The sequence below is a fragment of the Micromonospora sp. NPDC049359 genome (assembly GCF_044466585.1).
Taxonomy (GTDB): domain Bacteria; phylum Actinomycetota; class Actinomycetes; order Mycobacteriales; family Micromonosporaceae; genus Micromonospora.
The window spans coordinates 1-14,755 of the sequence record NZ_JBITMW010000022.1; the positions used below are offsets into that span (position 1 = coordinate 1).

General features: G+C 71.7%; 13 protein-coding genes and 1 tRNA gene. 5 read left to right on the top strand and 9 right to left on the bottom strand.

All coding sequences use genetic code 11. The annotated features are described in order from the left end of the window. The 7 genes from selA to ACIBTX_RS32280 form a co-directional block, all read right to left on the bottom strand. Nucleotides 1–924: L-seryl-tRNA(Sec) selenium transferase (selA, locus tag ACIBTX_RS32250; protein ID WP_396833397.1), on the bottom strand; the 924-nt coding region annotated here is incomplete at its 3' end. Between the two features lie 20 nt (nucleotides 925–944). Continuing rightward, nucleotides 945–1,040 (bottom strand) — tRNA-Sec (locus ACIBTX_RS32255). A gap of 34 nt (nucleotides 1,041–1,074) precedes the next feature. Further along, nucleotides 1,075–2,031 carry an NrfD/PsrC family molybdoenzyme membrane anchor subunit gene (gene nrfD / locus ACIBTX_RS32260; RefSeq protein ID WP_396833399.1) on the bottom strand — a complete coding sequence of 319 codons (957 nt, stop codon included), beginning with the start codon at nucleotides 2,029–2,031 and terminating at the stop codon, nucleotides 1,075–1,077. Nucleotides 2,032–2,261: 230 nt separating this feature from the next. After that, nucleotides 2,262–3,344, bottom strand: coding sequence for a 4Fe-4S dicluster domain-containing protein (locus ACIBTX_RS32265; protein WP_357170585.1), 1,083 nt, complete (start codon nucleotides 3,342–3,344; stop codon nucleotides 2,262–2,264). Further along, complete coding sequence (fdh, locus tag ACIBTX_RS32270; protein ID WP_396833398.1) at nucleotides 3,337–6,609, bottom strand: formate dehydrogenase; 3,273 nt, start codon at nucleotides 6,607–6,609, stop codon at nucleotides 3,337–3,339. The genes ACIBTX_RS32265 and fdh overlap by 8 nt, the downstream gene beginning before the upstream one ends. A 64-nt stretch (nucleotides 6,610–6,673) precedes the next feature. After that, nucleotides 6,674–7,120 (bottom strand): DUF6069 family protein, encoded by a 447-nt coding sequence (locus ACIBTX_RS32275; protein ID WP_357399200.1) that lies wholly within the window; start codon nucleotides 7,118–7,120, stop codon nucleotides 6,674–6,676. Beyond that, a complete protein-coding gene (locus tag ACIBTX_RS32280; RefSeq protein WP_357119463.1) occupies nucleotides 7,117–8,109 on the bottom strand; it encodes an RNA polymerase subunit sigma-70 in 993 nt (330 codons plus the stop codon). The genes ACIBTX_RS32275 and ACIBTX_RS32280 overlap by 4 nt, the downstream gene beginning before the upstream one ends. Before the next feature lie 134 nt (nucleotides 8,110–8,243). On the opposite strand from ACIBTX_RS32280, the gene ACIBTX_RS32285 reads away from it, so the two are divergent. The 3 genes from ACIBTX_RS32285 to ACIBTX_RS32295 all read left to right on the top strand — a co-directional run bounded on the left by ACIBTX_RS32285 (nucleotide 8,244) and on the right by ACIBTX_RS32295 (nucleotide 11,154). Then, nucleotides 8,244–8,585 (top strand): hypothetical protein, encoded by a 342-nt coding sequence (locus ACIBTX_RS32285; RefSeq protein WP_357118817.1) that lies wholly within the window; start codon nucleotides 8,244–8,246, stop codon nucleotides 8,583–8,585. Beyond that, entirely contained in the window at nucleotides 8,582–9,241 is a 660-nt protein-coding gene (locus ACIBTX_RS32290; RefSeq protein ID WP_357118819.1) for a nucleotidyl transferase AbiEii/AbiGii toxin family protein, read from the top strand. Before ACIBTX_RS32285 ends, ACIBTX_RS32290 begins: the two co-directional genes overlap by 4 nt. A gap of 122 nt (nucleotides 9,242–9,363) precedes the next feature. Beyond that, complete coding sequence (locus ACIBTX_RS32295) at nucleotides 9,364–11,154, top strand: 5'-nucleotidase C-terminal domain-containing protein (RefSeq protein WP_357118822.1); 1,791 nt, start codon at nucleotides 9,364–9,366, stop codon at nucleotides 11,152–11,154. 55 nt (nucleotides 11,155–11,209) lie between these two features. Here ACIBTX_RS32295 and ACIBTX_RS32300 read toward each other — a convergent pair whose 3' ends face one another. Together ACIBTX_RS32300 and ACIBTX_RS32305 are read right to left on the bottom strand one after the other, a co-directional pair. Further along, complete coding sequence (locus ACIBTX_RS32300) at nucleotides 11,210–11,383, bottom strand: hypothetical protein (RefSeq protein ID WP_357170208.1); 174 nt, start codon at nucleotides 11,381–11,383, stop codon at nucleotides 11,210–11,212. Nucleotides 11,384–11,630: 247 nt separating this feature from the next. After that, nucleotides 11,631–12,785 (bottom strand): geranylgeranyl reductase family protein, encoded by a 1,155-nt coding sequence (locus tag ACIBTX_RS32305; RefSeq protein ID WP_357399192.1) that lies wholly within the window; start codon nucleotides 12,783–12,785, stop codon nucleotides 11,631–11,633. Between the two features lie 121 nt (nucleotides 12,786–12,906). On the opposite strand from ACIBTX_RS32305, the gene ACIBTX_RS32310 reads away from it, so the two are divergent. Both ACIBTX_RS32310 and ACIBTX_RS32315 read left to right on the top strand, forming a co-directional pair. Beyond that, nucleotides 12,907–13,143 (top strand): hypothetical protein, encoded by a 237-nt coding sequence (locus ACIBTX_RS32310; RefSeq protein WP_355249091.1) that lies wholly within the window; start codon nucleotides 12,907–12,909, stop codon nucleotides 13,141–13,143. 42 nt (nucleotides 13,144–13,185) lie between these two features. Next, entirely contained in the window at nucleotides 13,186–14,649 is a 1,464-nt protein-coding gene (locus ACIBTX_RS32315) for an MFS transporter (RefSeq protein WP_357170211.1), read from the top strand. Nucleotides 14,650–14,755 lie beyond the last annotated feature (106 nt).

Sequence of the window (14,755 nt, forward strand, 5' to 3'; positions counted from 1 at the left end):
CAGCGCGCGGGCCAGCGGGTGGCGGCGTAGGCGTTCGACGAGCGCGGCGTCGCCGAGCAGCAGGCCGGCCTGCGGGCCGCCGAGCAGTTTGTCGCCGCTCGCCGTGACCAGGGCCGCGCCGGCGCGCAGGGTGCTGGCCGCGTCCGGCTCGTCGGGCAGCAACGGATCCGGTGCGAGCAGCCCGGAGCCGATGTCGGCGACCACCGGCACGTCGAGGGTGGCCAGTTGGCGCACCGGCACGGCCGAGGTGAAGCCCGTGACCTGGAAGTTCGACGGGTGCACCTTCAGCACGAACCCGGTCTGCGGGCCGACGGCGGCGGCGTAGTCGTCGAGCGTCGTGCGGTTGGTGGTGCCCACCTCGCGCAGTCGCGCGCCGGTGCTTACCAGCAGGTCCGGTAGGCGGAAGCCGTCGCCGATCTCGACGAGTTCGCCGCGGCTGACCACGATCTCCCGGCCGGCGGCCAACGCCGTGGCCGCCAGCACCAGCGCGGCAGCGCCGTTGTTGACCACGTGCACGGCGGCGGCGTCGGGCACGGCGGCGGCGAGCGCGTCGAGGGCGTCGCGGCCCCGACGGGCCCTGCGCCCGGTGTTCAGGTCCAGTTCAACGTCGGTGTGCCCGGCGGCCGCGACGACCGCCGCGACGGCGGCCGGCGACAGCGCCGCCCGGCCCAGGTTGGTGTGCAGCACGACACCGGTGGCGTTGAGCACCGCGCGGGGACCCGGCGCGGGCAGTCCGGCGACGGAGGCGTCCCGCACCTCCTCGGGGGCGATCTCACCACGGCGGGCCCGCGTCTGCGCCCGCACGACGGCGGCCTTGACCCGCTCGCGGCCGAGGGTCGCGATGGCCGCCGCCAGCTGCGGATCGGCGAGGAGGGTGTCGGTGCGGGGCACCCGACGTCGCGGGTCCTCGCTGCCGTCACGCATCACGTCACTCCTGCCGCCGTTGGCGGAGACGGACGGGAATCGAACCCGCCTGGCCCGGGTCCCGGACCACACCGGTTTTGAAGACCGGGAGGGGCACCAGCCGCCTGAACGCCTCCGTCGCACATTCGATCACAACGCCGGTGCGACCGCTCAGTCAGTCGTCGGATCCACCTCGGTCCGCCGGGCGTTCACCCGCTCGCGTTGCGGCACGACGGTGTAGCGGGGGTCGCGGGCGGACGCGACGCCGCCGTAGAAGATGCCGAACCGCGTGGCGACCGACGCGCCCAGCAGCGCGGCCCCGGACAACGCCCCGACGGCGCGACTACGCCGACCCAGCAGCGCCCCGGCCACCCCGGCGGTGGTCAGCAGCCGACCGGCGCGCAACAGCCGGCCCGGCCGACCCGACCGGTAGGGCTCGCTGAGCAGCCCGAGACGGGTCTCCACGCGGTGCGCGCCGTACAGCTCCAGGGCCGCCCCGGCCACCGCCATCCGGCGGGCCGGCCCGGCCTGCGACGGTGGCGCGGCGAGCAGACCGACGCCCGCGCCGCTGGCCAGCGCGCTGCCCGCGAAGATGACCGGCAACTCGGGGTACGCCTCATGCCACGACGGCACCGCCGTGTCGGCGAGCAGGACCCCGGTGTACGTCGCCAGGGCGGGCGCGGTGACGGCGGCGACCAGCCCGGCGGCGTGCCCGGCCGGCGGCAGAGCCCGACCGACAAACCCGAGCGGACCGTGCCGGGGCAGCCAGTCGGCGGTCTCGGCGATCGCCGCCAACCCGGCGGCCGGCCCGAACGCGCTGAGGATCCAGGTGCCCACCGACATGGGCGAGGTCAGCTTCGCCACCCGCAGCATGTGATGGAACCGCTCCGGCCGGCCCAGGTCCCGGATGAGGAAGACCGCGCTGGCGCTGACGGCGCCCAGCGCGGTGACCCGGCCGGCGCGGCGCAGCGCCGGGCGGCGGGTGAGTTGACCTCCGGCGGCCAGCAGCGACGAGCCGGCGGCCAGACCGCCGGTGAACAGGTACGCGGCGATGTCCCACTTCCACACCGGGGCCTTGAGGATGGGCCGGCCGTAGTAGGAGGTGAACTCGGCCTCGGGGACCCGCAGCTCCTCTCCGCCACCGCGACGACCGCGCCGGGAGCGCCGCGCCCCGTTCTCCCGGGGCTGCGCCGGCCGATCGTCGTGGGGTTGCGGCGTCCGATCCTCGTGGGCGCGGGCCGGCACGGCCACATCGGTGCCGTCGTCCGCCTGCCTCTGGCCCGGTAGGTCGAGGCTCGCGGCGGCCAGTCGGTCGCGGAACCGGCGGAACCGGTCGCCCACCGGCTGGCGCTCCGGGCTCACGAGGATCTCCCCACGAAGGCGGCGACGGTGGCCGCCGCCATGGCGAGCGCGGCGATGCCGGCGCGTTTCCACATGGCCGGTAGGTCCCGGGTGGTCACCACCGGGTCCGGCGGCAACCCGTACACCTCCGGCTCGTCCAACAACAGGAAGAACGCCCCGTCACCACCCACACCATCCTCCGGGTCGTGCCCGTACAAGCGGGCCTCGGGAACACCCCGGCCGTGCAACGTCGCCACCCGCGCCGCCGCCCGCTCCCGCAACTCGTCGAGGGGCCCGTACTGGATCGACTCCGTCGGACACGCCTGCGCACACGCCGGCGTCATCCCCACACCCAGACGGTCGTAACACAGCGTGCACTTCCACGCCCGACCATCACCCTTACGCTGATCAATCACCCCGTACGGACACGCCGAAATGCAGTACCCACACCCATTACAGATGTCCTCCTGCACCACCACCGTCCCGAACTCCGTCCGGAACAACGACCCCGTCGGACACACATCCAAACAAGCCGCATGCGTGCAGTGCTTACACACATCCGACATCATCAACCACCGAAAATCCGACCGACCCTCCACACCGCTGTCCCGCCCCGGCGGCCGCGCACCCGGCATACCCAGGAACTGTGGCTGCGCGCCGCCGTCGGCCGGGCCGGTGCTGGTCGCGCCGCCGTCGGCCATGCGCGCGGCGGCCGACGGCGACCCGGGCGGCAGACCCGGGTCGGTGCCGGTCGGCCCCGCCGTGCCGGCGGCGACCGCCGCCGACGCCGCGCTGACCGTCGTACCGGTGGGCGTACCGGCGAACGCCGCGCTGCCATGTCCCGCCGGGCGTGGCTGCTCCACGAACGCCACGTGCCGCCACGAGTTCGCCGTCAACGCACCCGTGTTGTCGTACGACATCCCCAACAGATCCAGACCACTTCCCGGGACGTCGTTCCACTCCTTGCACGCCACCTCACACGCCTTACACCCGATACACACACTCGTATCGGTGAAGAACCCCATCCGCTGCGGCGCGTCCACATAACCCGCGTCCGGCGCCGGATCGAGCGGCCCGTAGAGGCTGTTCGGGTCAGGAATCACCGCTGCCCTTCCCGTCCTGGTCGATGGTGACGGCCGGCGCGTGCCCACCCGGGGTGATCCCGGCCCGCCGCTGGTAGTCGGCGACCAGGTCGAGCAGGGCAGCCCCGGTGGGCCGCCGGCCGGGCCGTACGTCGCAGGTACCGATCTTGCTCTCCTGGATGAGGACGTTGGGGTCGAGGGTGATGCCGAACAGGTCGTTGGCCGAGTCGCCGGTCACCAGACCCTCGAACCCGAAGTGGTACGGCAGCCACACCTGATGGATGACCCGACCGTCCACCCGCAACGGAGTGAGCCGGTCGGTGACCAGCACCTTCGCCTCGATCACCGCCCGACCGCTGACCAGGTGCGCCCACCCGAGGTGGGCCAACCCGGTCTCGGCGGCCAGCTCCGGCGACACCTCGACGAACATCTCCGGCTGCAACTCGGCGAGGGGTCGTACCGTCCGGCTCATCCCACCTGCGGTGTGGTGCTCGGTGAGCCGGCTGACCGTGAAGATGTACGGGAAAACCTGACTGTGCTCCTGCGGCGGGCTCGGGTTCACCGAGTTCACCGGGTGCGCGTACGACTTGCGGGTCGGGTTGGCCTGCTGGCGGTAGAGCGGGTTGCGCACCGGCGACTCGACCGGCTCGTAGTGGGTGGGCAGCGGCCCGTCCAGGACGCCGCTGGGCGCGTACAGCCAACCCTTGCCGTCGCCCTGCATCACGAACGGGTCGTCACCGGCGATCCCCTCCGGACCGGACGCGCCGGCCGGCGGCCGGTACGACGGCGGTTTGGTCTTCTCGAAGTCCGGCACGTCGTGGCCGGTCCACTCGGCCTTGTCCGGGTCCCACCAGATGTAACGCTTGCGCTCGCTCCACGGACGGCCGTCCGGGTCGGCGGAGGCGCGGTTGTAGAGGATGCGCCGGTTCGCCGGCCACGCCCAACCCCACTCGGCGGCCACCCAGTCCTGCTCGTGCCGGGACTTGCGGCGGGCGGCCTGGTTGACGCCGTCGGCGTACACGCCGGTGTAGATCCAGCAGCCGACGGCCGTGGAGCCGTCGTCGCGGGCCTCGGCGAAACTGGACAGCGGCTGGCCGGTCGTCACGTCGTACCCGTTGATCTCGCGCAGCACCGACTCGGCGCTGGGCTCCGCGTGCGGACCGTGGGTGGGGTAGTCCCAGGTGAGGTCGAGCAGCGCCCGGTCGCGCGGCAGCGACGAGCCGGCCAGCTTCTCCCGCAGTCGGCGGCCCAGGTGGTAGAAGAACCACAGCTCGGAGCGGGCGTCGCCCGGCGGCTCGACGGCCTTCTCCCGCCACTGCAACAGCCGCTGGGTCTGCGTGAACGTGCCCTCCTTCTCCACGTGCGACGCGGCGGGCAGGAAGAACACCTCGGTGCGGCACTCCTCGGGCACGATCTCGCCGGTGGCCACCTCGGGGCCGTTCTTCCAGAACGTCGCGCTCTCGATCATGAACAGGTCCCGCACGACCAGCCAGTCGAGGTTCGCCATGCCCAGGCGTTGCGCCCGGCCGTGCGCGGATCCGACGGCCGGGTTCTGGCCGAGCAGGAAGTACCCCTTGATCTTTCCATCGATCATGTTGAGGACCTGCTGGTAGGTGCCGTGGTCCCCGGTCAGCCGGGGCAGGAAGCCGTAGCCGAAGTCGTTCTCCGGCGTCGCGGCGTCCCCCCAGTACGCCTTGAGCAGGCTGGCCGCGTACGACCGCGCGTTGCCCCAGAAGCCCTTCTGCCCGGGGTGCCGGATGCTGTCCACCCACTCGTCAAAGGTGGGGTGATCGGCGTGGTGAGGCATGGGCAGGTAGCCGGGCAGCAGGTTGAACAGGGTCGGGATGTCGGTCGAGCCCTGGATGCTCGCGTGCCCGCGCAACGCCATGACCCCGCCACCCGGACGGCCCACGTTGCCCAGCAGGAGCTGGATGATCGCCCCGGCGCGGATGTACTGCACTCCGACGCTGTGCTGCGTCCAGCCCACCGAGTAGATGAGCATGCCGGTGCGTTCCCGGCCCGAGTTCTCCGTCCACGCCCGCGCCAGTTCCAGGAACTTGTCCTGCGGGATGCCGCAGACCCGCTCCACCATCTCCGGCGTGTAGCGGGCGTAGTGCCGCTTGAGGATCTGATAGACGCAGCGCGGGTGCTGCAACGTCTCGTCCCGCTGGGTCTGGCCGCCCACCGGCGCACCGTGCGACTCGTGCTCCAACCCGGCGGCGGTGTCCCGCTCCTTCGCGGTGTGTCCGCTGCCCGAGGAGTCCTCGTGCCCCTCGTACTGCCAGCTGTCCTGCACGTAACTGCCGGTCTCGGGATCGAAGCCGGAGAAGAACCCGTCGCCGTCCTCGGTGTCGCTGAACCGGTCGCTGACGATCGTCGCCGCGTTGGTGTAGGCGAGGACGTACTCGCGGAAGTCCAGCTCGTTGTCGAGGATGTACCGGATCACCCCACCCAACAACGCGATGTCGGTGCCCGCCCGGATCGGCAGGTACGCGTCCGCGACCGCGCTCGTGCGGGTGAACCGCGGGTCGACGTGGAACACCTTCGCGCCCCGACGCTTGGCCTCCATCACCCACTGGAACCCGACCGGATGCGCCTCGGCCATGTTGGAGCCCTGGATGACGATGACGTCAGCGTTGGCGATGTCCTGCTGGAAGTCCGTCGCACCGCCGCGACCGAAGCTGGCCCCCAGACCGGGGACGGTGGCGGAGTGTCAAATACGCGCCTGGTTCTCGATCTGCAACGCCCCCATCGCGGTGAACAACTTCTTGATGAGGTAGTTCTCCTCGTTGTCCAGCGTCGCCCCACCCAGGCTGGAGATCCCCAGCGTCCGGTTGAGCGGCCGGCCCTCGGCGTCGCGGTCCTCCCAGGTCTGGGCACGGGCCGCGAGGATCCGATCGGCGATCATGTCGACGGCCGTCTCGAGGTCGAGGTCTTCCCACTGGGTGGAGTACGGACGGCGGTAGCGGACCGTGGTCTGGCGCAGCGGACTCGTCACGAGGCTCTTGCTGGCCGCGCCCTTGGGACACAGGCGGCCCCGCGAGATCGGACTGTCCGGGTCACCCTCGATCTGCGTGACCTGCCCGTCGGCGACGAAGACCCGCTGACCGCACCCCACCGCGCAGTACGGACACACCGACCGCGCCACCGAATCGGCGGTCTCGGTACGCGCCGTCAGAGCGGCCGACCGCGCCGACTTCGCCGCGGCGCCCCGGCCCAACGGGTCCGTGCCGGTGAGCTGGCGATACACCGGCCAACCCTCGATGAACGTCCGTAGACCCATCCCCGACACCTCCTTGCCCGTGAGCGCGCGACCTCCCGAACATAGGTCAGATGAGGAGTCTTCGCTAATCGAGCGTCCGTCCGTCGCGGCGACGGTCCAGTCGGCCCAGGCGCCACGTCAGCGCCGGGACCATCACCGCCGCGGCGACGAGGTGCAGCACGACCAGCGCCACGACGGTCACCGGCGCTGCCCCGCAGAGAAACGGCGGGACCAGCGAGATCGCGGTCAGCACCACCGCCGTCCACAGGAACCGGTCGGCGGGACGCGCGCTGAACCGACCGAGTACGACGGCGAGAACGACGCCCACCGCCGAGAAGACACCCGTCACCACGGCGAACCCGGCCACCGGGATCACCTCGCCACCCTCGGGAATCTCGAAGTCGACCCCGGCGGCCCCGGCGAGCGCGGCGGCGAGAGTCGTCGTGGCCATCGCCGCCACGGTGGCGACCAGGCCGACACCGACGAGCCCGAGGAGCCGGTGGGTGCGGTAGGGCGTAGCCGAGACACTCACCGCGCACCACCTGCCGACAGACGCTCCGGCAGCCCCAGTCGCGGGAACTGGTCGGCGTGAAAGATGACGATCTCGGTGATCGCCCCGCCGGTGACGCGCAGGACGTCGATGGTCAACGGCAGGTACGCGCCCTCCGCCTCCCGCCAGTGGTAGAACGCGACCGCGGGCTGCCGGTTCACCGAGGTGGCGACGCCACGCAGACCCGTCATCCCGTCGAAACCGTCCCCGATCCAGTCGCTGAGCACCGCGTCCCGACCCACGTGCAGGCCCGGCGTGGGCGGCATCGAACAGCGCACGTCCTCGCGCAACATCGTGGTGAGCCGGCCGATGTCCGTGGCCACGCTCGCCTCGGTGAAGCGCCGCACCAGCTCGCGCGTCCCGGCGTCCTGGTCGCCACCGGTCCAGTCCTGCCGCTCGGCGGGCAGGTGCTCGCGCAAGCCCGCCCGCGCCCGCTGCAGGGCGCTGTTCACCGAGTTGACCGAATCCCCGAGCAGCTCGGCGACGTCCTTCGCGGGCCAGCCCAGCACGTCCCGCAGGATCAGCACGGCCCGGGGACGCGGCGCGAGGTGCTGGACCGCCACCACGTACGCCAACTCGATCGTCTCCCGCGCGACCGCGACCGCCTCCGGCTCATCCGCGTCGCCCGCCGGCAACTCGTCGAGCAGCCGATCCGGGTACGGCTGCAACCACCGCACCTCACCGCCCCGGGCCGGCTCCGGACGGCACCTGGCCAACAGGTCCAGGCAGGCGTTCGTGGCGATCCGGTACAGCCAGGCCCGCACCGTCGACCGCCCCTCGAACGTCTCCCGCCGCCGCCAGGCCCGCAGGAACGTCTCCTGCACGGTGTCCTCGGCGTCCTCGAACGACCCGAGCATCCGGTAACAGTGCACGTGCAACTCCCGCCGGTGCCGCTGCGCCAGCCCCGCGAAGGTGGTCTCGTCGGCCTCGGCCAGAGCGCCCGCGCCCTCGCTCCGCGCGTCCGTACCCATCACGTCTTGCTCCCGTCTCGTCGTGTGCCGTCACACCTATGACGGGTGCGGGCAGGAGAACTCATCACCCGCGCCGACCGCGCGTCCCGACGTACCGTGGCGACACCCGCACCGACGGGCGTTACCCTGACACCATGCAGGCCGTCTCGCCCCCCGCGACCGGCGTGGCCTTCCTGGCCCGCCCGGGTCGTCCGGCCGTCGTGGCGCGCACGCTCACCGAGCTGGCCGGCCCCACCCGGGGCGTCGTCGAACTGCCGGTGCGGTTGATGTGGAACGCCGAGCGCACCTTCGACCTCGGCGACCCCGACCAGCTCCTCTGGATGTACGAGAACGTACTGCGCGAGACCGCCAGCACCGACGACCTGCGCACCCTCATCAACGGGCGCACGCTGCGGCGGGTGTGGCGGCTGCTCAACCTCCCCCGGGGCGTCCGCCAGGCCTGGGAGAGCCGGCACCGCGGCCTGCGCGCGGCGTGATCGCACCGCACCTGCACGACTTCTACCGGGAAGTGGCCCGGGTGGCGCTGACCGCCGCCCGGCCGTACCGATTCGTGCTCGGCGGCGGGGTGGCGTGGGCCGCGCACGGCCTGGTGGCCCGGCCCACCGAGGACGTGGACCTCTTCGCCGACGTGGAGGGCGCCGCCGCCGCGGCCTCCGCCGGGGTACGCGCCGCGCTGGAACGCGCCGGGTTCACCGTGACCGACGCCGACCCGGACAGCGAACTCGCCGACCTGTTCGACGGGTACGGCCGCGACATGAAGGACTTCGTGGTGAGCCGCGACGCACGGCAGATCCGGCTCAGCCTGGCCCGACTCGATCGACAGCAGAGCCCGGTGGTGATGGACCTCGGCCCGGTCATGGACGTCCGCGACCTGGTCGCCAACAAGATCGCGGCACTGGTCAACCGGCGGGAGGTCCGCGACTTCATCGACGTCGCGGCGGCGCTCGAGCACTACGACGTGACGCAACTGCTGGTGCTGGCCCGGCAGGTCGACCCCGCGCTCGACCCGGACGACGTCCGCGCCGCCGGGCGCTACCTCGACCGGCTGTCCGACACCCGTTTCGGCCGCTACGGCCTGAACCCGGACGACGTCGCGCGGGTACGCCGACGCTTCACCGCCTGGCCCCGCTGACGCCGGCTGGCCACCCCGTGCCGTGCTGCGGAAACCGGGGCTGACGTGGCGGGAGTGACAGGGGCTCGTTATGGTGCGCGAGGCGCTCACGAGGCGCGTCAACCCCCATCGAAGGGCACGTCATGACCTCTGGATCCGGTCCATCGCGTCGCCAGGTGCTCGCGGTCGCCGCCGCCGCGGCGACCGCCCCGCTGATCGCCGCCGCCCCCGCCCAGGCGGCGGGCCCCGCCCGGTCGCGCACCTGGGACCTCACGCTGCTGGGCACATCGGACACGCACGGCAACGTCTACAACTGGGACTACTACCGGGACGCCGAGTACGACGACAGCAAGCACAACGACGTCGGCGTCGCGAAGCTGGCCACCCTGATCAACCAGATCCGCCGCGAGCGGCGCGGCAAGGCCACGCTCGTGCTCGACGCCGGCGACACCATCCAGGGCACTCCCCTGGCGACGTACTACGCCAAGCAGGAGCCCATCACCGCCACCGGCGAGAAGCACCCGATGGCCCGGGCGATGAACGTCATCGACTACGACGCCGTGACCCTGGGCAACCACGAGTTCAACTACGGCCTGCCGCTGCTGGACCTGTGGATCCGACAGCTCGGCTTCCCCGCCCTCGCCGCCAACGCGGTCAACGCCAAGACCGGCAAGCCGGCCTTCCTGCCGTACATCATCAAGAAGGTCTCCCTGGGCTTCGCCGCGCCGACCCTGCGGGTCGGCATCCTCGGCCTGACCAACCCGGGCGTCGCCATCTGGGACCGGGGCAACGTCGAGGGCAAACTGCGCTTCGACGACATGATCGCGACCGCCGCGAAGTGGGTGCCGGTCATGCGGGCCCGCGGCGCGGACATCGTGCTGATCTCCGCCCACGGCGGCGACAGCGGCACCTCCAGCTACGGCCCCGAGCTGCCCAACGAGAACCCGGTGGCGCTGATCGCCCAGCAGGTGCCCGGGATCGACGCGATCCTCTTCGGGCACGCCCACAACGAGGTCGTCGAGCGGTTCGTCACCAACGAGCGGACCGGCACGCAGGTGTTGCTCTCCGAGCCCTCGAAGTGGGGCCAGCGGCTCACCCGGATGGACTTCACCCTCACCCGTGAGCGCGGCCGTTGGACGATCACCAATAAGGCCGCCACCATGCTGAACACCAACACGGTCGTCGAGGACCCGAAGGTGGTCGCGGCCGTGCGGGCCCAGCACGCCAAGACTGTGGCGTACGTCAACCAGGTGGTCGCCACGTCCACAGTGGAGCTGTCGGCGGCGGAGTCCCGCTACCAGGACACGCCGATCCTCGACTTCATCAACCACGTGCAGACCGAGGTGGTCGGCGCGGCCCTGACCGGCACCGCGTACGCGGACCTGCCGGTACTGTCGATCGCGGCGCCGTTCAGCCGTACCGCCGTCTTCCCCGCCGGCGACGTCAAGATCCGCGACGTGGCCGGCCTGTACGTGTACGACAACACCCTCGAAGCCGTCGTGCTCAGCGGCGCCGAGGTACGCGCGTACCTGGAGTACTCGGCGAAGTTCTTCCGCACCCTCGCGCCGGGCGCTCCGGTCGACCCGGAGCAGATCAGCGACCCGGCCGTGCCGGACTACAACTACGACGTGATCTCCGGCCTGGACTACGACATCGACATCTCCAAGCCGGTCGGCCAGCGCATCACCCGACTGGTGCTGCCCGGCACCGACACCCCGGTCGCGGACGACGCGCAGTTCGTGGTGGCGGTGAACAACTACCGGCGCAGCGGCGGCGGCAACTTCCCCGGCATCGTGAAGACCCAGGTCTACAACGCGCAGCAGGAGATCCGCCAGCTGCTCATCGACTGGGCCCAGGCCAAGGGGACCATCAACCCGGACGACTTCTTCCAGCCCAACTGGCGTCTCGTGCGCGAGGGTGTGCCGGTCTTCTGACCGTGACGTGACGGCGGGCCGTGGGTGACGACACCCGCGGCCCGTCCGCGTATGTTCAGCCCTGCACGTTCCAGCGGACCGGGTCCTCGGCCTTCTCCGGCCGGTCCCGCCCGGGATCGGTCTCGGTCAGCGCGACCTGGTCCTCCGGACGGACCGCGGGTGGCAACTCCCCGAACCGGATGTGGCGCAGGAACGCGTACTCGTCGTCGGTGAACGGTTGCTCGGTCATCGGCACCCCCCTACTCCCCCGTCATTGTCCAACGGCGGGCCTTCGGCACATCGGTCCGTTGGCTGACAGCCCGTCGACCTTGGGTGGACCCCGACACACCCCGTAAAGCATCCTAGGATCCTGGACTCATAGCCACGGAACCCGGCAACTCGCGTCGATCTTGCACTAACGGTTGCCGAAGTGTGCGGGTTCGCGTGGAATGTCGCCACAGAAAACGCAAGATCGGCGGGCTGGGGCGGGGCGGGGCTCAGGAAGGGGTGTCGGCGGGCGGGCGGCGCGGGGTTGGCAGCCGGTCCAGCACGGCGAGGGCCGCCCGGATCGGTCGGCGGCGCAGCATGTCGTCGAAGCTCGCCTGCCCCTGACAGAAGCGCACGAACATCCGCCAGCCCGGCGGGGTCGCCAACAGCCCGTGGAACACCTCCGGGCGCCGGGTGAACAGGTCGAGCAACCGGAACCCTGCCCGCATCTCCGGCGTCAGGCGCTCGGCGACCGCCCGCTCGTACCCGGCCAGATCCCCGGCGGCCACCGCCGCCCCGGCCAGCTCGCCGGAGCGCAGGGCGAAGCTGATCCCCTCGCGGCTCCACGGCTCCAACAGCCCGGCCGCGTCCCCCACCACGAGCACCCGGCCGTTACGCAACGGCGAGTCCTCCTCGCGACACCGCGTCAGGTGACCCGAATCGTGCGCCGCCGGCAGCCCGGTCAGACCCAACCGGTCGACGAACTGCCGCAGGTAGGCACGTGTCCCCTCCCCCGCGCCCCGGCCCGCGATCACACCGACCGTCAACCGGTCGCCCTTCGGGAACACCCAGGCGTACGAGCCCGGCATCGCCCCCCAGTCCAGCAACAGTCGCCCACGCCAACGCTCCTGCTCGGCGGGCGGCACCGGGATCTCCAGCTCCAGCCCCAGGTCCACCTGGCGGTAGCGCACCCCCACGTGCCGGGCGGTCACCCCCGACGAGCCGTCCGCGCCGATCACCGTGCGGGCCGCCAGGGTCGTGCCGTCGGCCAGTCGCAGGCGTACCCCCTCGGGATCCTGCTCGATGGCACGGACCGCGACCTGCTCACGCAGCTGCGCGCCGGCGGCGACCGCCGCGGCGCGCAGGCGGTCGTCGAACTCCTCCCGGCGCACCATCGTCACCACCGGGCTGCCGTTGCGGCGGGTGAACTCTCGCCGGCCGTCGCGGGTGAACGTCACCCGGTCGACCCGGTCGTGCGCCGGCACCTCGATCCGTTCCCGCACGGCGGCCAGCGAGGTGCCGATGAGGCCGCCCCCGCAGGTCTTGTAACGCGGGTGCGTGGCCCGCTCGACAACCAGGGTGCGAACACCCGCGCGGGCCGCGGCGTGTGCCGCGGAGAGCCCGGCGGGGCCCGCGCCGACGACGATCAGATCCCAGACGATCACCATCGCAGCGTAGGGCGTGCTCGCCCTCCACCGCCCGAACGGGTGGGCATCTTCGGTCGGGCAGGGGGTAACCGATGCGGCGCAACCGTCCGCGTCCGGCGGGTGGGCGAAGGAGGAGATCATGCAGCGGATGGAGCTGTCGGAGGTCGAGCAGCGGGTGTACGAGGCGGTCACCGCCCTCGAAGCACGCGGCCAGGTGCCCTATCCGGACCTGATCGCCGAAGGATCCGGGCTGACCGAGGAGCAGGTGCACGCCCCGCTGCACCAGCTCACCGAGAAGGGTCTGCTGCACCGCGAGGACTCGCCGATGGCCGGCCTCGACTTCGGCCCCCGGTTCTGCGCCCGTCAAATGGCGTGACCCTGGACGGTTCGCCCCCGCTGGTCGGGGTAGCGGTCAGGAATGCATGATCGACCGTCAACGGGGGGCACGATGAACGCGGCGCGCGAGCCGCAGCCGGTCGATGCGGCCGAGAACCGCCGACGCTGGCAGGCCGTCGGCGTCGGGCTGGTCGCCGCGTTCATGACGCTGCTCGACGTGAGCATCGTCAACGTCGCGGTGCCGTCCATCGACCGCGCGCTGAACGCCTCCCCGAGCGACCTGCAGTGGGTCCTCTCGGGGTACGCGCTCACCTTCGGTCTGGTGCTCGTACCGGCCGGCCGCTTCGGAGACTTCCGAGGTCGGCGTAACGCGTTCGTCTTCGGGATCGCGTTGTTCACCCTGACCAGCGCGCTCGCCGGCCTGGCGACCTCACCCACCTGGCTGGTCGCCGCCCGGCTGCTCCAGGGCGCCGCCGCCGGCATCATCAACCCACAGGTGATCGGGCTGATCCAGCAGTTGTTCCGGGGGCCGGAGCGGGCCCGCCCGTTCGGGTTGCTCGGCGCGACCATCGGCATCTCCACCGCCGTCGGACCACTGCTCGGCGGCCTGCTCATCGCCCTCGGCGGTGAGGAGCACGGATGGCGGTGGGTCTTCTTCGTCAACGTGCCGGTCGGCATCGTCGCGGTGATCCTGGGTTGGCGGCTGCTACCCGGTCGGCCCGACGGGCAACCCGGCCGCCGTCGACTCGACCCGGTCGGTGTGCTGCTGCTCGGCGTCGGCGTGGTGCTGATCCTGCTGCCCCTCGTGCAGGAGCAGCAGTGGCGTACGCCGTGGAAGTGGGCGCTCATCCCGGCCGGCCTCGCGGTGCTGGTCGCCTTCGGCCTGTGGGAGCGGTGGTACGCGCGACACCGCGAACCGCTGTTCGACCTGCGCCTGTTCACCTTCCAGTCGTACACGCTCGGGTCGCTCATCGCGCTCATCTACTTCGGCGGGTTCACTGCGATCTTCTTCATCTTCACGCTGTTCCTGCAGAACGGGCTCGGCTACAGCGCGCTCGTCGCCGGTCTCGCCATCACGCCCTTCGCGCTCGGGTCCGCCGCCGCGTCCGCTCTCGGAGGACGCATCGTCAACCGGTTCGGCCGACCCCTGGTCGCCATCGGCCTGCTCGCCGTGGTGATCGGGCTGGCCGCCACCGTGCTCGCCCTGCACGTCGCGCCGCACTCCCCGGCGCCCTGGGTCACCGCCGGTCCGCTGCTCGTCGCCGGCATCGGCAGCGGCCTCGTCATCGCCCCCAACCAGACGCTCACCCTTGCCCAGGTGCCCGTCCCGCAGGCGGGCAGCGGAGCGGGCATGCTCCAGACCGGTCAGCGGATCGGCGCCGCCGCCGGCATCGCCGCGGTCGGCTCGATGTTCTTCTCCTCGCTGGCCGACAGTCACGGCGACTGGACGGGAGCTTTCGAGAAGTCGCTGCTGCTCGCCACGGGCATCATCGCGCTCGCGCTGGTGGCGGCGTTGATCGACATCTTCCGCAATCACCACCACTGACGCGATCCGCGGGTACGGCGATGGCCGGCACCCGTTGTCGGGGTGCCGGCCATCTGTGTGTCTTAGCTGTTCCAGTTGTGGGCGACCAGGTCGGTGGCCTGCTGCT